Source organism: Bacillus cereus group sp. MG20 (assembly GCF_040459885.1).
Classification (GTDB): domain Bacteria; phylum Bacillota; class Bacilli; order Bacillales; family Bacillaceae_G; genus Bacillus_A; species Bacillus_A cereus.
This window is the reverse complement of record NZ_JARVHF010000001.1, coordinates 2344683-2369288: the sequence shown is the minus strand read 5'-3', so window position 1 is coordinate 2369288 and position 24606 is coordinate 2344683. Positions and strand designations below refer to the sequence as shown.

The window sequence follows — 24606 nt, the reverse complement described above, 5'->3', positions numbered from 1 at the left end:
TAAAGATAATAGGATTTTTAATTAAATGGATATATGTAGGATGGTTTGTCTAAAAAAAGAATAGAGGACACAGATTATGTCAAAGAAGAAAAAGAGTAGGGTATTAGTAGCTGGTGTTTGTTTAGCTACGTTATTAACACCATATGGTCTTGAAGTGCCTAGGGTGTATGCAGAGATGTCACTTGCAAATATGGAGAAACAGCAAGAAGAGCGAGTGTATCAATTGTTGCCAAAAGGTGACGTGAAAGAGATACGTGACTTGCATAAACGTCAATTTAGTTTTTCTCCATATGAACCAACAGGTATTTATGCAGAACCAGGTGAAGAAATAGTTATTCAAGTAGGTGGCAATCAGCAAATTAAAGCTTATATTGGTACATATTCTTATGAAAATGAAAATGTATTAGGAGGACCTATCGAATTTAATTTAAATCCTGGTGAGAACAAAATTTCTTCTCCAAAGGGTGGGTTATTGTACTTTTATAATTACAATAATTCAGGTGAAATAACTGCTAAAGTGGAGAAAGGTGGAAGTACAAATCCTTTATTTATTTTAGGGAAACATACGACAGAAGATTGGAAGCGTATGTTGGTAGAGAATCCTAACCCTTATGCAATAGAGATGAAGGGGGAAAATAGTTTATTGACTATGCACCCTGAAACTGTGAAGGAACATTTGAAGCAAGCAGATCCAACTGAGTTACTAAAGAAACATGATGAAATCATTAATATAGAAAGTAGAATATCAGGTTTATCAAAAGATGGTGTAGGCGCTACGAATAGGGGCAAACATTATATTCATTTCGTGGAAGATTGGTATACAAAAACTCATATGTACGCTATGGAGTATAGAACAGCCTATTCAAAAGGGAGTTTAAAACCAGTATTAGATGTAGAAGAATTAAATGCTAATGGATGGGGCCCTTGGCATGAATTAGGTCATCAACATCAGCAGGATCCTTGGTTATGGAATGGGCTTGGAGAGGTAACTGTTAATATTTATTCTTTAGCGGTTCAAACTACATTTGGGCATAAAACGAGATTAGAAAAAGAAGGGCGTTATGAAGATGCATTTGCATATTTAGGTAAACCGGATGCGCAAGAGAAAATGGGGGTATTCGAGAAATTAGTTATGTTTTGGCAGCTGCATTTAGCTTATGGAGATCAATTCTATCCGAAACTGCACCAAATGTACCGTATGTTACATGATGTAGAAATGCCTCAATCTGATGAAGAGAAAAAGCAGATGTTTATTTATATGACGTCCAAAGCAGCTGGACAAAATTTAATTTCTTTCTTTGAAAAATGGGGATTAACTCCAAATGATGATACAAGAGAGAAAATAGAGGGATTAAATTTACCTAAATTAGAAAAAGAAATATGGTTATCGACAGATAGTAATCCAATTCGAGAAAAACAAACTGAGCTATATGAAGTTCCATATGGTGAGCCAAATGATACAAAAATACAAAATATAGCAGTTGGTACTACATATGATGAGAAAAAAGCAAACGAACTTGTACAAAATTTAGGAGAAAGTGTAAAAGTAACAGGTGTAATTATACAAGATAAACCTGGAATTGGAGAAAAAACTGTAAAAGTAGAAATTATAGATGAAAAAGGGAATAAAAATTTAATTCCAGTTTTAGTGAATGTTGGCTACGAAAATAGTATAGTCTTCCAGGGCAATGGTGATGCGATACGTTCTATCGTAACTGTGAATCATAATACGAAAAAGCTACAGACAACATTTACGGATTCTAAAGTTCATTATCGTTTTGAGAATGAAAAGTATATGGGAATCACGCTATATGATCAAAATGGAAATGAAAAGAAAGTTATTTCGGTAGAAGGGCAAGAGAGTTCGAAAAACTTTGCAGAACAGTTAAATGGTATAGACTTTGCATATGGTGATGTTGTGGAAGTGTATCATGCAGAATCAGAACGATTAAACTGGTATCAAAATAACGAGTTTGTAGGTAAGGGAAAAGGGGAAGCAGAACAAAAGTTATATTTCAAAATAACAGAGCATGGTTTCGAAAGAATGGAAACGCAACAAGAAGTAACAGCAGTCCCACAAAAAGTAGTAATCGGAACAGACGTTGAAAAATTAGATGTAAAAAACTTTGTTCAAGTGAAGGATGGAGAAGTAGTTGGATTTGTAGAAAAACCGGATACAACAAAAATCGGTGAACAAAAAGTGAAAGTAGAAACGAAAGATCGTTTTGGAAATAAGAAAGTGACGGAAGTGCCATTGGAAGTAATCTATGGCGATAGCTTAGTCTTCCAAGGTGATGGTAATAATACGCGTTCTATCGTAACTGCGGATCATAATACGAAAAAGCTACAGGCAACATTTACGGATGCTAAAGTTCATTATCGTTTTGAGAATGAAAAATATATGGGAATCACGCTATACGATCAAAATGGAAATGAAAAGAAAGTTATTTCGGCAGAAGGGCAAGAGAGTTCGAAAAGCTTTGCAGAACAGTTAAATGGTGTAGACTTCGCATATGGTGATGTTATTAAGGTATATCATGCAGAATCAGATCGATTGAAGTGGTATCAAAAAAATGAGTTTGTAAGTAACGGTAAAGGGAAACAAGAGTTGTACTTTAAATTAACGGAAAAAGGTTTCGAGAGAGTGGAAGCTCAACAAGAAGTAACAGCAGTCCCGCAAAAAGTAGTAATCGGAACGGACGCTGAAAAATTAGATGCGAAAGACTTTGTTCAAGTGAAAGATGGAGAAGTACTCGGATTTGTAGAAAAACCGGATACAACAAAAATTGGTGAACAAAAAGCAAAAGTAGAAACGAAAGATCGCTTTGGGAATAAGAAAGTGACAGAAGTATCTGTGGAAGTTACATATGGAGATAGCATAGTATATCAAGGTGTGTCGAATGTAACACGTTCAATTGTTACGTTAAACCACGCTGAAAAGAAATTACATGCAACATTTACAAATGAGGAGATTCATTATCGCTTTGTAAATGAGCAGTATATAGGCCTTACGATTTATGATCAAAATGGAAATGAGAAAAAGCATGTAACGGCAGAAGGACAAGAGACTTCAAAGAATTTTGCTGGGCAAGTAAATGGAACGGCATTTGAGTATGGAGATGTGCTGAAAGTATACCATGCGGAACCGAGTCGTTTGAATTGGTACAAAAAGAATGAGTTAGTTAAAAAAGAGGATGCGATGAAGGGGCAAGAAATATCCTTTAAGATTACTCAAAATGGATTAGAGCAAGTGCAATAATAAGAAAAAGCTCGTAAAACATAATGTTTTACGAGCTTTTTCTTATTATTCAGCTTCAGATACTACTGTGAAGCGTTCGTTTACGTGTTTTGGATTTTCGATTTCATCAAGTGCTGCAACTGCGAAGTCTTCGTAACTTACGTAGCTATCACCTTTTGAGTTAACAAGAAGATTGTCTTTGCCAGCTTTGTAAGAACCAGTGCGTTTTCCTAATGCGAATAGTGCAGAAGGGCTGATGAATGTCCAAGTGATATCATTTGTTTGTTGCAAGATTTCTAAGTTTTTACCTTGGTTTTGAGCTGTTGCAAGGTATTCGCCCGGGAAACCTGGTGCATCAAATACACGTGTTGTTTTTTCTTCGTCTACAAATAAGCTTCCTGCTCCGCCAACTACAAGTAATTTTGTATTTGGTGCACCTTTCACAGCTTCAATAAGTACGTTTCCTGCATCTACGTGAAGGTGTTCTTGTCCTGCTGGAGCACCGAATGCATTTACAACTACATCGAATGCTTGCAAGTCGTTAGATGTAAGAGAAAATACATCTTTCTCTAAAACTTTTACGTTTTCTTCTGTAATTTTTGCAGCATTTCTTACGATTGCAGTTACTTCATGTCCGCGATCTAATGCTTCTTTTAAAATACGACTTCCAGCTTTACCAGTTGCTCCGATAATTCCGATTTTCATAATAAATCCCTCCAAAGTGTTTTGTTAAAGTGTATATCTGAAAGCGAATGAATGTATTGTAATTAGGTTTGTTACAACCTGATGTAACCATTATAGTTACAGTTATGTATTTTTGTCAATGATGTTGTTTATGAAATTATTTTTTGTTTAGTATGCACAGCTTGTAAAAGTAAAATCACAAATGAACAACGCATTCATTGAAGGGAACCTAATATTTGGAAGTCGTAAGATGTCGAAAAATGTTGATTTTTGAATATTTTTTGAATATAATTCGATTTATGGAGAAAAGGAGGGGTTAATTGTATGAATATTTTGGAACAATTCGTTTCGTCAACGAATACGATTCTTTGGTCATATATTCTTATTGCAATGTTAATTGGTTTAGGGCTTTATTTTTCTATTAAATTAAAATTCGTACAACTTACTCATTTAGGGGAAATGATTCGTTTAATGGGTGATGGACTAACTGGTAAGACACGTAAAAAGGGCAGCGTATCATCGTTCCAAGCATTTTGTATGAGTTCTGCAGCTCGTATTGGTATCGGGAACTTAGCTGGTGTAGCGTTAGCTATTTCTATGGGAGGACCTGGAGCTGTATTTTGGATGTGGGTTATTGCGATTATCGGTGCGTCTTCAAGTTTCGTAGAAAGTACGCTTGCGCAAATTTATAAAATAAAAGATGGCAGTGGCTTCCGCGGTGGTCCTGCTTATTATATGGAAAAAGGTTTAAATAAACGTTGGATGGGGATTTGGTTCTCTATTCTGATTACAATTAGTTACGGTTTAATTTTCAACTCAGTACAAGCAAATACAGTAACATTAGCGTTTGAAAATGCATTTGGCTTAGAGCGTTATATTGTTGGTATTGTATTAGCTGCATTAGTTGGGGTTATTATTTTTGGTGGTGTAAAAAGTATTGCACGTATGTCGGAAATGATTGTTCCACCAATGGCGCTTATTTATATTGCAGTAGCGGTTTTTGTTGTCATTAAAAACTTCTATTTAATACCAGATGTGTTTACGGAAATCTTTAACGGTGCATTCGGTTTAGATTCAGCTGTAGGTGGCGGTATCGGTGCTGCGATGAAATATGGTATTCAGCGCGGATTATTTGCGAACGAAGCAGGTATGGGTAGTGCGCCGAACGCGGCAGCAACAGCTGATGTAACGCATCCAGCAAAACAAGGTTTTATTCAAACGATTGGAGTATTAGTAGATACATTCTTAGTGTGTACATCAACAGCATTTATCGTACTATGTTCTGGTGCGTATAAAGCAACGAATTTAGAAGGTATTGAATTAACACAAAATGCATTAAGTTCACAAATTGGCCCATGGGCGAGCAGTTTCTTAGCGATTATTATTTTCTTATTTGCATTTAGTTCACTTCTAGGAAACTACTATTATGGTGAAACAAATATTGAATTCATTAAGCAAAGCAAAACGTGGTTAACAATTTACCGTATTGCGGTAGTTGGAATGGTATTATTCGGTTCTGTTGCGACGCTTCAAGTTGTATGGAATATGGCAGACTTATTTATGGGTCTAATGGTAATCACGAACTTAATTGCGATTACACTTCTTGGCCGATTTGCGTATGCAGCATTAGCAGACTATGTAAGGCAAAAGAAACAAGGGAAAGATCCAGTCTTCAGTGCAGATTCTATTCCTGGTTTAACGAATACAGAGTGTTGGGATAAGTCAGCGGTAACGGATAAAGAAAAAGCAGTGTAAATGAAAAGGCGAGCATCGAGGTGAATTCGATGCTCGCCTTTTTTGTTGTAGTAAATGATGAAAAGGGTGAGAGGTAGTTATTAATATAACTTTTTTTATTTGTTCCTCTCGTTATTTTTGGGGAACGTGCTGTTTTAAAAGTATGACTGGTTGAAGAGGATAAGTGATTGAGTATTGGATAAATGCATGTAATAGCTATATTTTTATGAAAAAAAACACGTATGTTAAGATAGTTAACATACTCATGTCATAAAACCTTACATAAAGTTCTTGATTACTTAAAGTTTTTAGAATATAATTTTCTTATTGTTAGGAAGAGGGGGCAATACAAATATGGATTTTTTAGCTAGGGTAATTGGGGATGTAAATAATATCCTTTGGTCATATGTCATTATTGCGATGTTAATTGGGTTAGGGCTCTATTTTTCATTTCGTGTGAAATTTGTCCAAGTTCGTTACTTCGGTGAAATGATTCGTTTGCTTGGGGATGGAGCAAGCTCGAAAACGAGGAAAGCGCAAAAAGAGAAGAGCGGTGTATCGTCATTCCAAGCATTTTGTATGAGTACAGCTTCTCGTGTAGGTACTGGTAACTTAGCTGGTGTAGCTATTGCAATCTCAGCAGGTGGACCAGGAGCAGTATTTTGGATGTGGTTAATCGCGGTAATTGGGGGTGCTTCTGCATTTGTAGAGAGCACATTAGCGCAAATTTATAAAGTAAAAGATGGGAATGCATTCCGTGGGGGCCCAGCGTATTATATGGAAAAGGGTTTAAATAAACGCTGGTTAGGTGTTGTGTTCTCTGTTCTAATAACAGTAAGTTTCGGATTGATTTTTAACGCTGTACAGTCTAATACTGTAGCAGCTGCCTTTGATGGTGCATTTAAAACAGATAGCAGATTAGTAGGTCTTGTTATGGCTGGTTTACTTGCAGTTATTATTTTCGGCGGAGTAAAACGAATTGCTCGCGCGGTTGAAATGATTGTTCCAGTAATGGCAATTATTTATGTAGCAGTGGCATTATTCGTTGTTGTAACAAACATTACGGCAATTCCATATGTATTTAAAGAAATTTTCTTACATGCTTTCGGAATTAAAGAAGTAGTAGGCGGAGGATTAGGAGCTGCGATTTTATTAGGGGTAAAACGTGGATTATTCTCAAATGAAGCAGGTATGGGTAGTGCGCCGAACGCAGCAGCGACTGCAAACGTAACGCACCCAGTTAAACAAGGTTTCATTCAAACTTTAGGGGTATTTACAGATACATTATTAATTTGTAGTTGTACAGCATTTATCATTCTTTTATCAGACGTGCATAATGCAGCTGATTTAAATGGAATTCAATTAACGCAGCAGGCGTTAAGTCAACATATCGGTCCATGGGCTTCTATATTTGTAGCAGTTGCGATCTTCTTGTTTGCATTTAGTTCATTAGTAGGTAACTACTACTATGGTGAAACAAATATTGAGTTCTTAAATGGAAGTAAAGTGTTATTAAATGCATACCGCATTGCTGTACTTGGTATGGTTATGCTAGGATCTGTAGCGACAATTCAAATCGTTTGGGATTTAGCAGATTTATTTATGGGAATTATGGCTGTTATTAACTTAGTAGCAATTGTATTCCTTTCTAAGTATGCTTTCGCAGCGTTATCAGATTATATTAAGCAAAAGAAACAAGGGAAAGATCCAGTCTTTTATGCGGAGTCTATTCCAGGTTTGAACAATACAGAGTGTTGGGATGAGCCAGTAGTAGCTGATAAAGAAAAAGCAGTATAATGAGGTGAGCATCAAGTGAAACTTGATGCTCATTTTTGTTGGTTCAGCTATTTGTGTGAAGTGAAACTCCTGCTCATTAAAGTTTCGCTTTATAATGAAAAAGACGAACATTCATGAATGTTTCGTAATAAAATGTATTTTTTTTAGAAAAGTGCGGATATGAGTTGTGATTTATGTTAGAATGGAAAATGCCTTTGAAATAAGAGGTTTTATGATCTTTCCTATCCGATTGAAGATTTTGGAGGGGAAATGGAAAGTTCGGATTATTTCTTGTTTTGAATGGTCAGACGTTCAACGTTAATGAAGAGTTAAATGGAGGATTTTATTAATGAAGTTTGTTATGTTCCTTGTAGGATTACTCGTTGTATTTGTACTCGGTTTTCTTATAAGTGCCGATCGAAAGAAGATTAAGTATAAACCAATCGCAATTATGCTTATTATTCAGCTAGCATTATCTTATTTCTTATTAAATACGCAAGTTGGTTATATTTTAGTAAAAGGAATTTCAGATGGATTTGGCGCACTTCTTGGATATGCGGAAGCTGGAATCGTTTTCGTATTTGGTGGTCTTGTTAATAAAGGAGAGGTTTCATTCTTCTTAACAGCGTTATTACCAATCGTATTCTTTGCGGTTTTAATCGGAATTCTGCAACACTTTAAAATTTTACCGATATTTATTCGTGCTATTGGTACGTTGTTAAGTAAAGTAAATGGTCTAGGAAAACTAGAATCATATAACGCAGTAGCAGCTGCCATTGTTGGACAAGCAGAAGTATTTATTACAGTAAAAGATCAATTAAGTAAAATCCCAAAACATCGTTTATATACATTATGTGCATCTTCTATGTCGACAGTGTCGATGTCAATCGTTGGTTCTTATATGAAAATGATCGAACCGAAATATGTAGTAACAGCACTTGTATTAAATTTATTTAGTGGTTTCATTATCATTCATATTATTAACCCGTACGATATTACAGAAGAAGAAGATACACTGAAATTAGAAAATAAGAAAAAACAATCATTCTTTGAAATGCTGAGCGAGTACATTATGCTTGGTTTCACGATTGCGATTACAGTAGCAGCTATGTTACTCGGTTTCGTAGCATTAATTACAGCAATCAATAGCTTGTTTGATACAATGTTCGGTATTACATTCCAAGCTATTTTAGGATATATTTTCTCACCATTAGCATTCGTAATGGGCATCCCGCAAGCAGAAATGGTAACAGCGGGACAAATTATGGCAACAAAATTAGTATCAAACGAGTTTGTTGCGATGCTTGACCTTGGAAAAGTAGCTGGTGATTTATCGGCTCGTACGGTTGGTATTCTTTCTGTATTCCTTGTATCATTTGCGAACTTCTCATCTATCGGAATTATCGCAGGTGCAACGAAAGGTATCGATGAAAATCAATCAAATGTTGTATCATCATTCGGTTTACGCCTTGTGTACGGTGCGACGTTAGTAAGTATTCTATCAGCGATTATCGTTGGTGTTATGTTATAAAAAAAGGATGGCTCTAGCTCATAGCTAGGGCTACTTTTTTTATGGTAAATTTGCATGAAAAAACCAATTAATTAGGAATATATTAACATATAAAAATCTTTTAAAATTTATATTGCATTTCACCTAGATAACGCTTACAATTTGATTTGTAGGTGGTATCAATTTCAGACTTTCAAGTATGGTAGGAGAGAAGAAGCTACCTTTTATAAATTGCAATTTATGTAAACGCTTACTGATTTTAGATGACAGTTGAATAGTTTTAGGGGTTTTAAATTTTTTTAACAACAATGGTCAGACGTCATTCGTTATACGTTATACGACCAATAATTCGTGGGAGAAGTGGGGGATTCACATATGAAAATAGTAATGTTTCTAGTCGGTTTACTTGTAGTGTTTGTACTAGGTTTCCTTATCAGTTCAGATCGTAAGAAGATTAAATATAAACCAATTGCACTTATGCTTGTTATTCAATTGGTACTTGCGTATTTCTTACTAAATACAAAGGTCGGATTTGTATTAGTAAAAGGGATCGCAGATGGATTTGGTTCTATTTTAAAATTTGCGGAAGCTGGGGTTAATTTCGTATTTGGTGGTCTAGCAAACGATGGACAAGCACCATTCTTCTTAACAGTATTATTACCGATTATTTTCTTAGCAGTATTAATCGGGATCCTGCAACATATTAAAGTTTTACCGATTATCATTCGTGCAGTCGGTTTCCTATTAAGTAAAGTTAACGGTTTAGGAAAACTAGAATCATATAATGCGGTAGCAGCTGCAATCGTTGGTCAAGGGGAAGTATTCATTACAGTAAAAGATCAACTAAGCAAATTACCGAAAAATCGTTTATACACACTTTGTGCATCTTCAATGTCTACAGTATCGATGTCAATTGTCGGTTCTTATATGAAAATGATTGATCCAAAATATGTAGTAACAGCACTTGTATTAAACTTATTCAGTGGATTCATTATCGTTCATATCATTAATCCATATGAAGTAAAAGAAGAAGACGATATTTTAGAATTACAAGAAGACAAGAAACAAACATTCTTTGAAATGTTAGGCGAATATATTATGCTTGGTTTCTCAATCGCTGTAACAGTAGCGGCGATGTTAATCGGTTTCGTGGCATTAATTACAGCAATTAATGGTGTATTCGATTCAATTTTCGGAATCACATTCCAAAGCATTTTAGGATATATCTTCTCACCATTAGCATTCGTAATGGGTATTCCAACATCAGAGATGTTACAAGCAGGACAAATTATGGCAACAAAATTAGTAACGAACGAATTCGTTGCAATGCTTGACCTTGGAAAAGTAGCTGGCGATTTATCAGCTCGTACAGTAGGTATTTTATCTATCTTCCTTGTATCATTTGCGAACTTCTCATCTATCGGAATTATCGCAGGTGCAACGAAGAGTATCGATGGCAAACAAGCAAACGTTGTATCATCATTCGGTTTAAAACTTGTATACGGTGCAACGTTAGTAAGTATATTATCAGCGATTATCGTTGGGGTTATGCTTTAATAAATTAAGAAAAGCAATGAGCGTAGGCTCATTGCTTTTTTTGTTTAACTTGCTTTATCCAAGTTTCTTTTAAAACGTGGTTTCTCTAAATAAGTTCCCAGTCTCCAGGCATATTCCACTGGCCCCATTCGGTATTTTTGGAGCCAATAGGTGCTAACGAATAATTGAATCGTATAAATTCCGATGGTTAAAAGAATACCGAAGAAATAGCCGATTTTCCCGTATAAGCCAAATCCATATGCGTAAAAAACAGTTGTTGCGATAATAGATTGCGCTAAGTAATTACTAACGGACATTTTCCCCATGTTCGCCATGTATGTTAGTAGGCGGGTTGCTTTTTTGTAATGGAATAATAAAATGATTGTGCTTCCGTAAAAGAAGGTCATAGTTACTGGTGTAAGACCATCTTGTAACATAATTAAAAGCGAGTGCTTTATGAACATAGCTAAGATTTTAATTGTAAAAGAGAAGAGACCGGTGGCAAACCATATTTTTTTGACAGCAGGTATATGTTTACTGACCTCAAATAGCCAGCCTTTTTTCCCTACATACATTCCGAGTAGGAACAGTGGAGACATAAAAATTATTGCGAAAACTGATATGAAAAATAATCCGAATGCACCGTCAATTCCCATGTAATCAAAAGGATTTTCAGTCAATCTAAAGTTGACGTGATCCATATAGCTTCCAGTTTGATGGACTTTATGTTCTTTTTCAGTATAAGGTGCGAAATCATTTATATTTGTAGATGGATCAGTTTGATAAGACATAAGTGTAGTAAGTGCGAGTAGAATAATCGCCCAAATAAGCAAAGTTTTCGGTTTTCGATTGATGAATATCATTAAAAAAATCCCGATTATTCCGTATGCAAATAAAATATCCCCCTCCCAAACAAAAGTGCCATGAATGTAGCCGAGTAGTAAAAGAATGATAATACGTCTTATGTATGTGGGGAAGAATTTTTTTCCTTTTGCGATAATACTTTTTTGTAACAAAATAATGCTAAGCCCAAATAGAAAAGAAAATAGGGATATAAAGTTATGTGTGCCGAAAAATTGAATAAACCAATTAGCACCTTTATCAAGATCGCCAAATAGATAAGTTGGTTTTTCACTGGTGAAGAACCCAAATTGAATTAATGTCATATTGACTAGTAAAATGCCAAACAAAGCGAAACCACGAATTGCATCAACAGCTTCTACACGTTGATTCATTTTTCCTCTCCTCGTATATTCGTTTTTATATTGAAAATAATACCATTTTATATCTGGTACTATGTCAAATATGAGGAAATTTAAGGTGATTTTAAGATAGAGAGCAAACAAAAAAATCACCTTAATACATGTATTAAGGTGATTGAAATATTACTCAGCTGGAGGCGTAAATGTACGTTTCTCTAATTCAGCATCTAGCATAAACAGTGCGTTTGAATCGCTTGTAATACGTTTTAGTTTTTGGATGATGCTATCGAATGAAGCTTCTTCTTCAACTTGTTCATCAACGAACCATTTTAAGAATGTAATTGTTGCATGTTCACGCTCATCCCAAGCGATATCAGATAAGTTGTAAATACGTTTCGTTACTTCACGCTCGTGTTCAAGTGCAACTTCAAAAGCGTTTAATACAGATTCGTATTCGTTATTCGGATTATCAAATCCAGTAATAATAGCGCGCTCTCCGCGGTCATTAATATAGTTGTAAAGCTTCATTGCGTGGAAACGTTCTTCTTCAGCTTGTACAAGGAAAAAGTTAGCGAATCCATCATAGCTCTCAGCTGTACAGTAAGCAGCCATTGCCATATAAGCATGGGCAGAGTAAAATTCAAAGTTCATTTGTTCATTTAATGCGTCGTGCAATTTTTTTGATAACATAAAATCCCCCTTAGTATTGTGACAAGAATATTATACCATAATTGATAATATTCTCATTTAGATACTTCGAACCTTTTCGAAAGCTTTGTGACGTGTGCGTCCATAATGTCTTGTAAGTCTAAATCATATTTTTGCGAAAGAATAATAAGGTTAGATAGTACATCGCCAAGTTCTTCTTTTAGTTCTTGTTTTAGCTCTTCTTCTGTTTTCGCATCTTCATCAGGGCGATCGCGGCCGATTTCAATAGCACGAACGACTCGTGAAACTTCCCCAACTTCCTCGGTTAAGAAATTTAAGCGAATAAAGGCATTATACTGTGACCAGCTTCGTTTTTCGTAAAATTCCTCAACCCATCTTTGAAATGCAACGATATCCATTTCTTCCTCATCTCCTCAATATGTTGTACAATGTCAATTGTATCATAACAATATATAGTTTCGGGGTGTAGGAATGAGAAAGATTTGTGTGTTTGCAGGTTCTAATTTAGGGGAGAGACCAGAATTCAAAGAGCAGGCAATTCAGTTAGGTAAAATGTTTGTTGAGAACGAGTATGAGCTCGTATACGGTGGTTCATGCGTTGGATTAATGGGAGAAGTAGCAAACGAAGTTCTTCGTTTAGGTGGACGTGTAACAGGTGTTATGCCACGCGGTCTATTCCGAGGAGAAATTGTGCATACAGGATTAACAGAATTAATTGAAGTAGAGACGATGCATGAACGTAAAGCGAAAATGGCAGAGCTTGCAGATGCTTTTATTGCGCTTCCAGGCGGATACGGAACGTTTGAAGAACTATTTGAAGTTGTATGTTGGTCACAAATTGGTATACATAATAAGCCGGTTGGTTTATTAAACATAAAAGGTTTTTACGGACCAATTCTGCAAATGGTTGAACGTGCAGCAGAAGAAGGATTTATGAATCCATCAAATAAAGAATTGATCGTTTCAGCTGAGACGGCAGATAAACTAATTCATGCAATCCAAAATTATGAGCGTCCTGTTTTGGGAACAAAGTGGAAGCAACTATCATAGCAAATACGGAAACACATGTCGTTTTAATTTAAGATGGCATGTGTTTTTAATTTGGTTAAATATGTTAATGTTGAGATATGATGTTTTTTTGAAAAGGAGAAATTGATGGAGGAGTTTGTGTATTTACATCCTGTTTTTAAAAGTATTTTAGCAGCGTCTATTCTTGTTATGCTAATCGTTTCAATACAGAAGAAAGAGCTAATTAATGAATTTTCGCTTTGGTTTATTTCGATATTGTGTATCAGTGTTTCGGCGATAACACTCTTTATGATTGGCTTTATTGTTGATGAGTATAATTTGGCTGGAGATCCACAATCGTTTTGTATGTTTATTGCGATTGGTTGTATTAGTGGCCTGAATTTCATTATTTATTACAGAAGGCAATAAAAGAGGCATTCCATATTACTTTGGAATGCCTTTATCATTTTGATTGCTTTGTTTTTTATAGATGTCTTTGGAAACACATGTAAGTTTATTTTAAAAAAGCATGTGTTTTTAATTTGGTTCAATATATTGATAGTGAGATGTGGAAGCGTTTGAAGAGGGGAAGTAGATGGAGGGATGTTTTGATGAATTAAAAAAGAACATCTGAATAAAGGGTGAGTAAGGAATTATTGAGTGATATATAATTGTTCCGTTAAAGGATCAGATTGTGGAAGATACCTAATGTTTTTATGAAGTTAGTAGAGGTTTTTTTAATCGAAATGAGAATAAATTTTATAGATGTAATCCTTTGGAAATTTTTAATCAGCTATGTATCATAATCTAATCATTAAAATGAAATTTGGAGGAGAGATGAGCATGGGGCGTTCTGTATTAAAAATGTATAACTACCACTTATGGGCAAATGAAGTTATTTTAAATCGCTTAAAAGAACTACCGCAAGACATTTTCCATAAGGAAGTTAAGAGTGGTTTTTCTTCGGTTGCAAAAGTAATGTCTCACATATACCTCACAGATTTAGCCTGGTTTGAGATTATTTCTGGTAAAAGCATGAGTGATGCAATGGTACACACAGACCAATTGAAAGAGCAGCTGGAAACAAAAAATATTGAGGAAATGAAAACTAGTTTTTATGAATTATCTAAACGATATAAAGTACTTTTAAGTAGTCAACAAGATTATGAAAAAGTGGTTGAGGTTGATAATCCATATGCTGGGCACCTAGATACGACGGTTTCTGAAACAATACTACACGTCGTCACCCACGGAGCATATCACCGTGGGAATATAGCCACAATGTTGCGGCAAATGGGTTATACCTCTGTTATGCAAGATTTCGGACTGTTTCTATATTCAAAATGAATTCTTTTTATTTACCATAGAATATGGGTTTTTATGATATTTTTTGGGGACTGCTTTTATTATTGGTTTAAGTTTAATTATGTAATATAGAATAAAGGCATTCCATATTATTTCGGAATGCCTTTATTGTTATTTTTATTTTGTTTTTTATACAGGTACCAGCCACCCCATCCGCCACCAATTGCTACGACAACGAGGAAAGCATAGTCTTTAACCTCGACACGTATATTGAAAATATTAGCTATAAGTAAGAGAATCCCAACTGTTATCAACGCAAAAAATGCTCTAATTAAGTAGTCTTTCAACTGAACCACTCCCGTCATTTAAGTAGTAAATGATGAATTTGGAAAAGCTTTTTGGATCTATGATACTAAAGGGTGTTTCCTATATTTTAACATAGATGAGATTGTAATATATTGATAAAAGTAGGGGAGAGGGGCGCTGATATTGTCGTGATTTGTCGGCAAATTGATATCCTTTGTCAAATCGTTGATATATTGCGGGTAATGATCGATATAATGAAAAAATCGTTGATATATTGCGAGTTATGATCGATATATTTGAAAAATCGTTGATATAATTTCGTGTACCGTTAAGTGCGACCATTACATAAAAAAGCGACTCTAAACGAGCCGCTTCCGCTTTTAAGTATTATTGATTCAAGAACGCACGTAGCATCCAAGCGTGTTTTTCTAGTTCTGTGTAGATGCCTAGTAGTAGGTCAGATGTCATTTCGTCGTCAGAGTCTTGAGCGATTTCCATGCCTTTTTTCAGTTCGACTAGCATCATTTCGTAGTCTTTCATGATTGCTTCGACCATCCCTTCTGCAGTTTCTCCGTATGCTGCTTCTTGAATAGAAGATAGTTCTAAGTATTCTTTCATTGTTGCTACTGGTTTGCCGCCAATTGCTAAAATACGTTCTGCAATTTCATCGATGTGAGTAGCTGATTCTGTGTAAAGTTCTTCGAATTTCTCGTGTAATGTGAAGAATTGAGGTCCTTTTACATACCAATGGAAGTTGTGAAGTTTTGTGAATAAAACGCTCCAGTCTGCTACTTGTTTGTTTAATACTTCGATTACTTGTTTGTTCATTATGATCAATCTCCTTTTGAGTTGTTATGTGATATCAATTACTAATTTATAATTATTATAATCTAGTAATCTATATAAATCAACCCTTTTGCTGGAATTAATTTGAACAAATTATGAACTGTTGTAAATAAAAGGCCCTATTACGATGAAGTAATAGGGCCTTTGTTTGAGATATGGCTCTTGTTCTAAACGAGCCGCTTGTGCTTTTAGTGATATCCAGCTCCGGTGACTAGACCAGTCGGTCATTTCGCGCCTTCCTGTGAGGCAAAGAACGCCTCTTCGTCAGGAGCTCCAATGCCCTCCTGTTCTGAGCAAGTCACCTCCGCTTTTAATTAATATCCAGCTCCAGCGGCTAGAATCTCCGGTCATTTCGCTCTCTCGCTCGAAGCAAAAAGCGCTTCAAGGTCGAGAGCTTGAAGTGTCCTGCGATTCTGAACGAGCCGCTTCCGCTTTTATTTGTTAAACAGCCTTTTGTTTTTCTTCTACATCCTGTCCATCCCAGCACTCTGTATTCTTTAAGCCAGGGATAGAGTTTGCAACGAAGACAGGATCTTTGCCTTGTTTCTTTTGCTTCAAATAGTCTACTAATGCAGCGTAAGCAAATTTGCTAAGGAATGAGATGGCAATTAAGTTTGTGAATACCATTAGTCCCATGAATAAATCAGCTAAACTCCAAACTGTTTTAAGAGCAGCGATTGATCCGAAGAATACCATTCCGACAACTGCAACACGATAAATCATTAACCATGTTTTGCTTTCTTTAATGAAAGCGATATTTGTTTCACCATAATAGTAGTTTCCTAGAAGTGAACTGAAAGCGAATAGGAAAATAATAATCGCTAAGAAAGTGCTTGCCCACGGTCCAATTTGTGAACTTAATGCGTTTTGTGTTAATTCGATGCCTTCTAAATTTGATCCTTTGTAAAGTCCAGAACATAATACGATAAATGCTGTTGATGTACATACTAAGAATGTATCTACGAAAACGCCTAATGCTTGAACAAGCCCTTGTTTTACAGGGTGAGATACATCAGATGTTGCGGCTGCATTAGGAGAACTACCCATTCCTGCTTCTGTAGCGAATAAACCGCGCTGAATACCGAACTTGATTGCTGCTCCAATACCACCAGCGATGGCTTGGTCTAAACCGAATGCACCGTTAAAGATTTCCATGAAAATGCTTGGTAACATACTGAAGTTGTTAATAACGACAAAAATAGCCACGCCGATATAAACGATTGCCATTGGCGGAACAATCATTTCTGTAATACGTGAAATGCTCTTAATACCACCAAAAATAATAACTGCAACTAATAAGGCTAATAGAGCTCCTACGATCGTTCGCTCTAGTCCAAAAGCATTTTCAAACGCTATTGTTACTGTATTCGCTTGAACTGAATTGAAAATTAATCCGTACGCAACTGTAATAAGAAGTGAGAACCAGATACCCATCCAGCGTTTGTTTAATCCTTTTTCCATGTAATATGCTGGTCCACCACGGAACCTACTTCCATCTTTTACTTTATAAATTTGCGCAAGTGTACATTCTACGAAACTAGTAGCTGCTCCGATAATCGCGATAAACCACATCCAAAATATTGCGCCAGGTCCACCCATTGAAATTGCTAATGCTACGCCAGCTAAGTTCCCAATACCGATACGTGCCGCTGCACTTAAGCAAAATGCTTGGAATGGGGAGATGCTATCTTTCTTTTTTTCTTTTCGATTAAACCCTTTACTAATTAAGCTGACCATCTCACTGAAATGAGTAATTTGGACAAATTTTAATTTAAAAGAGAAGTAAAGACCGAAGCCGATTAGCATTGCAATAAGAATATATGACCATAAAATATTATTCGTTACCTCAAGGAATCTGCTAAAGATATCAACCATATAATACACTTCCTTTTTTTCGTAATAAGAAAATTATATGCAAAAAATATACGAGAATCAATTTTTCTAAAAAATTATGTTACTTAAGTCATTTTTGTGTTATGATTATGTTACATCGTAATATTTTTAGAATTATTTACATTTTAAAAAACTAAATTTAAAGCGAGAAGGTGGGGATAATTTGAAAGAAGATTCTTTATTGAAAGTAAGCCTTGAGAGTTTGAAAATGAGAAGTAATATATTTTTTATCATTACATCTTTAAGTATCTTTTTAGGGTCCACTTATTATTACAATAAAAGATTTCCAAATCACAAATATCCTGAGTGGTTAGAATTTCTAAAGCTGATTGGATGAATAAAAGACGGAAAAACAGAAAATTAAAATAAATAAGTTATGGAGGAGCTAAAAATGAATATTAGAGAAAGTGAACTTCCGGGTATTGGTTATAAGTTTCAAATCGTTACGAAAGGTAACGAAAAGATGGTAATTGTTATTCATGATGATGGACGTAGAGAAATGTATCATTTTGATTCAGACCATGAAGAAAGCATCTCAAGTATTTCACTACGTGACTCAGAGGCAAGACAAATTGCAGCAATATTAGGTGGAATGGTATATAAGCCTAGGGCGTTAGAAAATGTTGAGATGGTTTTTGAAGGTTTAGCGATTGAGTGGTTCAAAGTGGAGAATACAGCTCCAGCAATCGGAAAAACAATTGGCGATCTTGAAATAAGAAAAACATATAGCGTAACGATAATCGCGGTTATGAAGAAGAACATGAAGAAGCTATTTAATCCAGGACCAGAAACAGTAATTGAAGAAGGAGATATGCTGGTAGTTTCAGGTGAGAGAGAAGAAATTAAAAAAATCATTAATGAATTACTTTCAAATAGGGGGGACTGATTAGATGGATACGTTAATTTTTGAAGTTGGTACAGCTTTAGTTTTAGTGGCAATTGCAGCAGTAATTGCTGGAAAATTTAAATTCTCAGTAATTCCTTTTCTAATTGTTCTTGGAATGTTAGTAGGACCGCATGCACCGACGATAGGTGTTATCGATCTCAAATTTATTGAAAGTGCAAGTGTAATTTCCTTCCTTGGACGAATTGGGGTTCTATTCCTTCTATTCTATCTAGGATTAGAATTTTCAATGAAAAAACTAATTAAATCTGGACGCTCTATTGCGATTGGCGGAACGATTTATATTTTAATTAACTTTTCACTTGGTTTGTTATACGGATTTATAATGGGATTCCCATTACTAGAAATCTTAATTATTGCGGGTATTATTACGATTTCTTCTAGCGCTATCGTTGCTAAAGTGTTAGTGGACTTAAGAAGAACTGGTAATAATGAAACCGAATTAATTTTAGGAATTATTATGTTTGAAGATATATTTCTTGCTGTATATTTATCAGTTGTTTCTGGTTTAGTACTTGGGGATCATGCTTCCTTCTTAGGTGCTCTTACTTCAATTGGAATTGCTTTAGGATATATGCTTCTATTCTTTATAGTAGCTAGAAAGGCTACGCCGTTATTAAATAAATTGCTCAACATTAGCTCAGATGAAATCTTTATTATTGTAGTATTTGCTTCGTTATTCTTCATTGCTGGTTTTTCAGAAACAATTCACGTTGCAGAAGCAATTGGAGCACTTCTTCTAGGATTAGTTTTCTCTGAGACAGAGCATAGTGACCGAATTGAACATCTTGTTGTTCCATTTAGAGACTTTTTCGGAGCTATTTTCTTCTTCAGCTTCGGGTTAAGTATTGATCCGTTCTCATTAGGCGGAGCGATATGGTTAACGTTAGGCGCTGTCCTTCTTACGATAATCGGTAACTTTGTAGCAGGAATGATCGCAGGAAGACAAGCTGGATTATCCCATAAAGCATCAACAAATATCGGATTAACAATCGTTTCAAGAGGAGAGTTCTCCATCATTATGGCTAATATCGGTATCGCCGGTGGTTTAATGTCAGTACTGAAACCATTCTCAGCACTATACGTGCTTATACTATCCATTTTAGGCCCACTTTTGACAAAAGAGTCGAAGAATGTATATAAATTCTTAAATAAAATCTTTAAGTGGGATACGAAGACTAACTAAATTTACAAAAATAAAAGTACAAGATATTTCCTGCTTGTACTTTTATTTTTGTAATGAAAACAGTAAAGAGAGGTAAATGATGTTAGGAGAGTTGATTCATTCCGTTTTAGTTTTTTTAGAAGGACTTGGTTATTGGGGAATTATGCTTGGATTAATGCTAGAGGTTATTCCAAGTGAAATCGTATTGTCTTATGCAGGTTATTTAGTATCAACAGGAAGCATTACATTTTGGGGCGCTGTCGCGTTCGGTACAATTGGTGGTGTAATTGCACAACTATTCATTTATTGGATTGGTCGATATGGAGGAAGACCTGTTCTTGAGCGATATGGAAAATATATTTTAATTCAGAAGAAACATATTGATTATGCTGAAGACTGGTTTAATCGTTATGGAACTGGCGTTATCTTTACCGCACGTTTTATTCCGGTTGTGCGTCATGCTATTTCGATACCAGCAGGTATTGCAAAAATGTCACATACTAAGTTTATTACGCTAACTACATTAGCTGTTATTCCTTGGTCAATTGTGTTTGTATATTTAGGTTTTAAATTAGGAACAGAGTGGGAAAGTATAAATAAAGTTGCGGGGCCATATGTGAAATACTTTGCACTTGCTGCCATTGTTTGTGCAATTGGTTACTTTGTATTAAAAAAAATGATGAAAAAAAAGTGATTACAGAAAAGGAATCTATGTCGACGTAGATTCCTTTTTTATTGGCATTTTTTCAAGGATGAAAGAATATGTTTAATATTTACCATATTGTGGCATACATATAGAAAAAGGGTGCTTGGAAAGGGGAATAAAGAGAAATGGAACTCCAGTTTCAAAATGTATATCAACAGGTAGAGAATTGGTATGTGTTGGATTCGGAGCTTCCTTGGGATGTCAAAAAGTTGAGAGAGGATTTGTTTTCTCTTATTGAAGTATGTAAAACGCCCGTTATTTTTTGTGATACGTGTGATGCAAACGATGTGCTTCTATCATTAGGAGAAGAGGAAGAAGAGTTCCTATTCCCAGTAGGTGGTTTTTATCATAAAGAAAAGCAATTAATTTTCGTTTGTATATGGGAAGAGTATGAGCAAGTTCTCAAAACGCTACTGCATGAATTCCGCCATGCGATGCAGCATAAGAGAGATATATTGTATGTGGGAAGTGAACGGTACGAAGAGCGGTGGATTGAAAAAGATGCGAGGAAGTTCGCGGAGAGGAAATTGGATGAATATAAGAGTAGAAAGTTAATGTAAAGCATAGTGGAGAAATAGAGCTGTGCTTTCTTTGTGCTTATTAAAAATAAGTATTTGACTTTTATAAAGTTTAGTTCTAAACTAATGATATAAAATGAGCGAGGTGATGAAATGAAAACAGAAGATAGACTAGGGCTACTATTATGGTTTCGTTTATCACGTTTTTATAACAAGAGCATCCGTGAGACGAATCAGCATTTGAAAAAATGGAATGTATCTGCCGCTCAGTTTGATGTGCTAGCTCAAGTCGGAGGACATGATCGTTTAACACAACAAGAACTTGGAAATAAGCTATTTGTTACGAAAGGAAATGTGACGCAGCTTTTAAATAAAATGGAGCAGCTTGAGTGGATTCATCGTGAGCAAGAGGGTACTACGAAATATATTTCGTTAACAGAAAAGGGCAGAGCTTTATATGAGGAAATTGTCCCACCTCAAGAAACGTTCCAAGCAGAGAAGTTTCATAATTTAAATATAGAAGAACAAAATCAATTATTAACACTACTAAAAAAGTTACAGTAAGAAAAAAATTTTAAAATAAATCTCGAATTCGAGATAATATGAGGTGAAGGATATGTTTAGAAAAGTTGATCATAAAAATATGGGCAGAGCAAATCATGGTTGGTTAAATACACATTTTCATTTTTCCTTTGCTAATTACTATAATCCAAATAACATGAGCTTCGGATCGTTACGTGTTATTAATGATGATCTAGTAGCGGCACAAACTGGTTTTGATATGCATCCGCACCGTGATATGGAGATTATTTCTTACGTTGTAGATGGTGCTTTAACACATGAAGACAGCATGGGAAATCGCGGAACGATTGAGCGTGGACATGTTCAATATATGAGTGCTGGCACGGGTGTATTTCATAGCGAGCATAATTTAGGCGATGAAACGCTGCGTTTATTACAAATTTGGATTTTACCAGACCGCGCAGATCATAAACCAAACTATGGTGAGTTTAAATTTGATTGGAGCAAGCGTAAAAATGAATGGTTCCATATGGTATCTTCAGTAGAAGGAAATGCACCAATTCAAATTCACCAAGATGCGAATTTATATTCTTTATCATTAGAGGCTGGAAAAGAAATTCATTTTCCAGTGAAAGAAGACCGTCAATTGTACCTTGTACAAATTGAAGGAAGCAGCGTAATAAATGGTGAAACGTTTGTTATGCGGGATGCAGCAGAAGCGGTAGAAGAAGATATTCACATTCAAGCGAAAGAGCAATCACACTATTTAGCAATTGAATTGAAAAAACAATAAAATGCGTAAAAAAAAGAGGACATCCGATAGGATGTCCTCTTTTTTGATTGGAATTGTCTGAAAAATGTTTCTCAAATTTTTGGTAGAGGTATCAGCTGTAAAAATCAGAATTGTATAAAAGTGTCAAAAATCTTTATGGGAATGGGGAATGTTATAGTGAAAAAGCAAGTCATTTCATCAGCATTAGCGTTAACTGTTATCGCCGGGGGATTTGGAGCGTTTGGGGCAACGACAACGAAAGCGGAAGAACAAAAAATTCAATATCATCAAGAATTTAAAACACCTGCATACATAGGTGAAGAATGGAAAGCACCGGAAGGACTAGATAAAAAAGAGACGGTCTTTCAATACTTAGAGAGTAAGAAAGATATGTTTAAATTAGCAGGAAATATTGAAAAGCATTTTAATATCGTTGGAGAAGAAAAAGACGCTGAATCTGATACGACACATGTAAAGCTAGTTGAGAAACATAATAACATTCCTGTGTACGGTTCTGATCAAACTGTTACACTTGATAAAGAGAATAATGTAAAAGCATTCTTCGGACAAGTTATTCCGAATTTAGATGATAAAAATATTCCTGCAGCTGCAAGCATTACTGCGGAACAAGCAGAAACAATTGCAAAGGCAGATATTGAGAAAGAAATTGGTAAAGTAAAGAGTTATGACGGTGTGAAAAAAGATTTATTTGTATATGAAAAGGACGGTAATTACTATCTTGCATACTTAGTTAAGGCATCGATTTCAAAACCAGCTCCAGGATATTGGCATTATTTTGTTGATGCAACGAATGGAAATGTTATTGAGAAATATAACGCTGTAGATAACATTACTGGATTTGGTTACGGAGTATTAGGTGCTAGACAATCATTTGAAATTGCTCAAGATACGAAAACAGGACAATTCAACTTGTTTGATGGTAAACGAGGACAAGGTGTTCATACATTTGATGCAGAAAATATGGACGAGAACTGGTTTAATTTATTCTCACAATGGCTTGGATATACAGGAGAAGAAGTTGAAAGTAAATCTAAGTTCTTCGAAGATAAAGCTGCAGTTGATGCGCATGTAAATGCAGGAAAAGTATATGATTACTACAAAAAGACATTTAATCGTAACTCTTTCGATGATAAAGGTGCGAAGCTTATTTCAACTGTTCACGTAGGGGAGAGCTGGAATAACGCAGCCTGGAATGGTGTGCAAATGATGTATGGTGATGGCGATGGAAAAACATTCATTCCATTATCTGCTGGACTTGATGTTATCGGTCACGAATTAACGCATGCTGTAACTGAGCATACAGCAAACCTTGTTTATAAAAATGAGTCAGGGGCGTTAAATGAATCGTTATCTGATATTATGGGTGTTATGGTTGAGAAGAAGAGCTGGGATTTAGGTGCTGACATTTATACACCTGGTAAACCAGGCGATGCACTTCGTTCATTAAAAGATCCAGCGTCTATTCCAAACCCATTAAAACCAAGTGAAGGTTACCCAGATCACTATAGTAAACGTTATACTGGAACGGCTGATAATGGCGGCGTCCACATTAACAGTAGTATTAATAATAAAGCTGCTTATTTAGTATCTGAAGGCGGAGATCATTACGGCGTGAAAGTAACTGGAGTGGGCCGTGAAGCGACAGAAAAAATTTACTACCGTGCGCTTACAAAATATTTAACTGCAAACTCTGACTTCAAAATGATGCGTCAAGCTGCACTTCAGTCAGCTGAAGATTTATATGGTAAAAACTCTAAAGCTGTACAAGCTGTAACGAAAGCTTATGATGCAGTAGGCGTAAAATAATAAGAGAAAAAAACCTGACTAGAGTGTCAGGTTTTTTTTCTTTATCCCGCTAGTCGCGAATGCCTAATGCGATTTTCGCCATACGTGACATACGTTCTTTCGACCACGGTGGATTCCAAACGACATTTACTTCTATTTCATTAACTTTAGGTACGTTCGTTGATAATACTTTTTTAACGTCTGATACGATTTGCCCAGCCATTGGACAACCGATAGAAGTCATAGTCATCGTAATGACAGCATTATTATTTTCATCTGCTGTAACATCATACACTAATCCAAGATTAACGATATCAACACCTAGTTCAGGGTCAATAACAGCTTCTAAATTGGCCAATAATTTATTTTCAAATGCTTCTTGTGACATAAGCAGCCCCTCCTATATTTTAATGATATCGATTCTCATTATAACGGAAATGAGCATAATGTGCAGGAAATGAGCTCAAAAAAATATCCCTCTTTGAAAGAGGGATATTTTTGAAAAT

Annotated in this window: 23 protein-coding genes; 15 read left to right on the top strand and 8 right to left on the bottom strand. The window is 35.5% G+C overall.

Going from position 1 to position 24606, the window contains the following annotated elements:
• Positions 1 to 76 precede the first annotated feature (76 nt).
• Complete coding sequence (locus QCI81_RS12275; protein WP_353810763.1) at positions 77 to 3259, top strand: putative mucin/carbohydrate-binding domain-containing protein; 3183 nt, start codon at positions 77 to 79, stop codon at positions 3257 to 3259.
• Between the two features lie 45 nt (positions 3260 to 3304).
• Here QCI81_RS12275 and QCI81_RS12270 read toward each other — a convergent pair whose 3' ends face one another.
• Complete coding sequence (locus QCI81_RS12270) at positions 3305 to 3943, bottom strand: NAD(P)-dependent oxidoreductase (RefSeq protein WP_353810762.1); 639 nt, start codon at positions 3941 to 3943, stop codon at positions 3305 to 3307.
• Positions 3944 to 4246: 303 nt separating this feature from the next.
• Between QCI81_RS12270 and QCI81_RS12265 the strand changes: the two genes are divergently transcribed.
• The 4 genes from QCI81_RS12265 (at position 4247) to QCI81_RS12250 (ending at position 10499) form a co-directional block, all read left to right on the top strand.
• A complete protein-coding gene (locus tag QCI81_RS12265) occupies positions 4247 to 5677 on the top strand; it encodes an alanine/glycine:cation symporter family protein (RefSeq protein ID WP_353810761.1) in 1431 nt (476 codons plus the stop codon).
• Between the two features lie 333 nt (positions 5678 to 6010).
• Entirely contained in the window at positions 6011 to 7453 is a 1443-nt protein-coding gene (locus tag QCI81_RS12260) for an amino acid carrier protein (protein WP_168410393.1), read from the top strand.
• A gap of 328 nt (positions 7454 to 7781) precedes the next feature.
• Positions 7782 to 8963: a NupC/NupG family nucleoside CNT transporter gene (locus QCI81_RS12255; RefSeq protein ID WP_000673841.1), complete on the top strand. Its 1182-nt coding sequence runs from the start codon at positions 7782 to 7784 to the stop codon at positions 8961 to 8963.
• 354 nt (positions 8964 to 9317) lie between these two features.
• Entirely contained in the window at positions 9318 to 10499 is a 1182-nt protein-coding gene (locus tag QCI81_RS12250; protein WP_000706853.1) for a NupC/NupG family nucleoside CNT transporter, read from the top strand.
• 44 nt (positions 10500 to 10543) lie between these two features.
• Here QCI81_RS12250 and QCI81_RS12245 read toward each other — a convergent pair whose 3' ends face one another.
• From QCI81_RS12245 to QCI81_RS12235, 3 genes are all read right to left on the bottom strand, one after another.
• A complete protein-coding gene (locus tag QCI81_RS12245) occupies positions 10544 to 11713 on the bottom strand; it encodes a DUF418 domain-containing protein (RefSeq protein WP_353810760.1) in 1170 nt (389 codons plus the stop codon).
• A gap of 150 nt (positions 11714 to 11863) precedes the next feature.
• The gene (locus QCI81_RS12240) at positions 11864 to 12370 is read right to left on the bottom strand and encodes a ferritin (RefSeq protein WP_000949403.1); all 507 of its coding nucleotides are present in this window, start codon (positions 12368 to 12370) and stop codon (positions 11864 to 11866) included.
• 53 nt (positions 12371 to 12423) lie between these two features.
• Entirely contained in the window at positions 12424 to 12747 is a 324-nt protein-coding gene (locus tag QCI81_RS12235) for a MazG nucleotide pyrophosphohydrolase domain-containing protein (RefSeq protein ID WP_000355749.1), read from the bottom strand.
• A gap of 73 nt (positions 12748 to 12820) precedes the next feature.
• On the opposite strand from QCI81_RS12235, the gene QCI81_RS12230 reads away from it, so the two are divergent.
• The 3 genes from QCI81_RS12230 (at position 12821) to QCI81_RS12220 (ending at position 14704) form a co-directional block, all read left to right on the top strand.
• Positions 12821 to 13399 carry an LOG family protein gene (locus QCI81_RS12230; protein WP_001225756.1) on the top strand — a complete coding sequence of 193 codons (579 nt, stop codon included), beginning with the start codon at positions 12821 to 12823 and terminating at the stop codon, positions 13397 to 13399.
• 105 nt (positions 13400 to 13504) lie between these two features.
• Positions 13505 to 13786 (top strand): hypothetical protein, encoded by a 282-nt coding sequence (locus QCI81_RS12225; RefSeq protein WP_098852439.1) that lies wholly within the window; start codon positions 13505 to 13507, stop codon positions 13784 to 13786.
• Positions 13787 to 14200: 414 nt separating this feature from the next.
• Complete coding sequence (locus QCI81_RS12220; RefSeq protein WP_000533785.1) at positions 14201 to 14704, top strand: DinB family protein; 504 nt, start codon at positions 14201 to 14203, stop codon at positions 14702 to 14704.
• A 107-nt stretch (positions 14705 to 14811) separates the two neighbouring features.
• On the opposite strand, the gene QCI81_RS12215 is transcribed toward QCI81_RS12220, so the two are convergent.
• From QCI81_RS12215 to QCI81_RS12205, 3 genes are all read right to left on the bottom strand, one after another.
• Positions 14812 to 15009: a hypothetical protein gene (locus QCI81_RS12215; RefSeq protein WP_000656311.1), complete on the bottom strand. Its 198-nt coding sequence runs from the start codon at positions 15007 to 15009 to the stop codon at positions 14812 to 14814.
• A 346-nt stretch (positions 15010 to 15355) separates the two neighbouring features.
• Entirely contained in the window at positions 15356 to 15796 is a 441-nt protein-coding gene (locus QCI81_RS12210; RefSeq protein ID WP_001041895.1) for a Dps family protein, read from the bottom strand.
• A 459-nt stretch (positions 15797 to 16255) separates the two neighbouring features.
• Entirely contained in the window at positions 16256 to 17689 is a 1434-nt protein-coding gene (locus QCI81_RS12205; protein ID WP_065485686.1) for an alanine/glycine:cation symporter family protein, read from the bottom strand.
• A gap of 409 nt (positions 17690 to 18098) precedes the next feature.
• Between QCI81_RS12205 and QCI81_RS12200 the strand changes: the two genes are divergently transcribed.
• The 7 genes from QCI81_RS12200 (at position 18099) to nprB (ending at position 24121) form a co-directional block, all read left to right on the top strand.
• Complete coding sequence (locus QCI81_RS12200; protein WP_001026075.1) at positions 18099 to 18593, top strand: cation:proton antiporter regulatory subunit; 495 nt, start codon at positions 18099 to 18101, stop codon at positions 18591 to 18593.
• A gap of 4 nt (positions 18594 to 18597) precedes the next feature.
• The gene (locus QCI81_RS12195) at positions 18598 to 19797 is read left to right on the top strand and encodes a cation:proton antiporter (protein WP_000380223.1); all 1200 of its coding nucleotides are present in this window, start codon (positions 18598 to 18600) and stop codon (positions 19795 to 19797) included.
• A gap of 79 nt (positions 19798 to 19876) precedes the next feature.
• Positions 19877 to 20470, top strand: a complete 594-nt coding sequence (gene uptA / locus QCI81_RS12190) for an undecaprenyl phosphate transporter UptA (RefSeq protein ID WP_141544873.1) — start codon at positions 19877 to 19879, stop codon at positions 20468 to 20470.
• Positions 20471 to 20607: 137 nt separating this feature from the next.
• Positions 20608 to 21042: a DUF3920 family protein gene (locus tag QCI81_RS12185; protein ID WP_000422799.1), complete on the top strand. Its 435-nt coding sequence runs from the start codon at positions 20608 to 20610 to the stop codon at positions 21040 to 21042.
• A gap of 111 nt (positions 21043 to 21153) precedes the next feature.
• Positions 21154 to 21564, top strand: coding sequence for a MarR family winged helix-turn-helix transcriptional regulator (locus QCI81_RS12180; RefSeq protein WP_098355598.1), 411 nt, complete (start codon positions 21154 to 21156; stop codon positions 21562 to 21564).
• A 52-nt stretch (positions 21565 to 21616) separates the two neighbouring features.
• A complete protein-coding gene (locus QCI81_RS12175; RefSeq protein ID WP_098355599.1) occupies positions 21617 to 22315 on the top strand; it encodes a pirin family protein in 699 nt (232 codons plus the stop codon).
• Between the two features lie 156 nt (positions 22316 to 22471).
• The gene (gene nprB / locus QCI81_RS12170; protein WP_142340460.1) at positions 22472 to 24121 is read left to right on the top strand and encodes a neutral protease NprB; all 1650 of its coding nucleotides are present in this window, start codon (positions 22472 to 22474) and stop codon (positions 24119 to 24121) included.
• A 49-nt stretch (positions 24122 to 24170) separates the two neighbouring features.
• On the opposite strand, the gene QCI81_RS12165 is transcribed toward nprB, so the two are convergent.
• Positions 24171 to 24488 carry a metal-sulfur cluster assembly factor gene (locus QCI81_RS12165; RefSeq protein WP_353810759.1) on the bottom strand — a complete coding sequence of 106 codons (318 nt, stop codon included), beginning with the start codon at positions 24486 to 24488 and terminating at the stop codon, positions 24171 to 24173.
• Positions 24489 to 24606 lie beyond the last annotated feature (118 nt).

Bases quoted from the DNA above. Each gene is read 5' to 3' on its own strand.
- QCI81_RS12195 (WP_000380223.1), top strand. From the start codon at position 18,598: ATGGATACGTTAATTTTTGAAGTTGGTACAGCTTTAGTTTTAGTGGCA.
- QCI81_RS12265 (WP_353810761.1), top strand. From the start codon at position 4,247: ATGAATATTTTGGAACAATTCGTTTCGTCAACGAATACGATTCTTTGG.
- QCI81_RS12225 (WP_098852439.1), top strand. From the start codon at position 13,505: ATGGAGGAGTTTGTGTATTTACATCCTGTTTTTAAAAGTATTTTAGCA.
- QCI81_RS12250 (WP_000706853.1), top strand. From the start codon at position 9,318: ATGAAAATAGTAATGTTTCTAGTCGGTTTACTTGTAGTGTTTGTACTA.
- QCI81_RS12230 (WP_001225756.1), top strand. From the start codon at position 12,821: ATGAGAAAGATTTGTGTGTTTGCAGGTTCTAATTTAGGGGAGAGACCA.
- QCI81_RS12205 (WP_065485686.1), bottom strand. From the start codon at position 17,689: ATGGTTGATATCTTTAGCAGATTCCTTGAGGTAACGAATAATATTTTA.
- QCI81_RS12175 (WP_098355599.1), top strand. From the start codon at position 21,617: ATGTTTAGAAAAGTTGATCATAAAAATATGGGCAGAGCAAATCATGGT.
- QCI81_RS12165 (WP_353810759.1), bottom strand. From the start codon at position 24,488: ATGTCACAAGAAGCATTTGAAAATAAATTATTGGCCAATTTAGAAGCT.
- QCI81_RS12200 (WP_001026075.1), top strand. From the start codon at position 18,099: ATGAATATTAGAGAAAGTGAACTTCCGGGTATTGGTTATAAGTTTCAA.
- QCI81_RS12210 (WP_001041895.1), bottom strand. From the start codon at position 15,796: ATGAACAAACAAGTAATCGAAGTATTAAACAAACAAGTAGCAGACTGG.
- QCI81_RS12220 (WP_000533785.1), top strand. From the start codon at position 14,201: ATGGGGCGTTCTGTATTAAAAATGTATAACTACCACTTATGGGCAAAT.
- QCI81_RS12245 (WP_353810760.1), bottom strand. From the start codon at position 11,713: ATGAATCAACGTGTAGAAGCTGTTGATGCAATTCGTGGTTTCGCTTTG.
- QCI81_RS12270 (WP_353810762.1), bottom strand. From the start codon at position 3,943: ATGAAAATCGGAATTATCGGAGCAACTGGTAAAGCTGGAAGTCGTATT.
- QCI81_RS12180 (WP_098355598.1), top strand. From the start codon at position 21,154: ATGAAAACAGAAGATAGACTAGGGCTACTATTATGGTTTCGTTTATCA.
- QCI81_RS12255 (WP_000673841.1), top strand. From the start codon at position 7,782: ATGAAGTTTGTTATGTTCCTTGTAGGATTACTCGTTGTATTTGTACTC.
- QCI81_RS12185 (WP_000422799.1), top strand. From the start codon at position 20,608: ATGGAACTCCAGTTTCAAAATGTATATCAACAGGTAGAGAATTGGTAT.
- QCI81_RS12235 (WP_000355749.1), bottom strand. From the start codon at position 12,747: ATGGATATCGTTGCATTTCAAAGATGGGTTGAGGAATTTTACGAAAAA.
- uptA (WP_141544873.1), top strand. From the start codon at position 19,877: ATGTTAGGAGAGTTGATTCATTCCGTTTTAGTTTTTTTAGAAGGACTT.
- QCI81_RS12275 (WP_353810763.1), top strand. From the start codon at position 77: ATGTCAAAGAAGAAAAAGAGTAGGGTATTAGTAGCTGGTGTTTGTTTA.
- QCI81_RS12260 (WP_168410393.1), top strand. From the start codon at position 6,011: ATGGATTTTTTAGCTAGGGTAATTGGGGATGTAAATAATATCCTTTGG.
- QCI81_RS12240 (WP_000949403.1), bottom strand. From the start codon at position 12,370: ATGTTATCAAAAAAATTGCACGACGCATTAAATGAACAAATGAACTTT.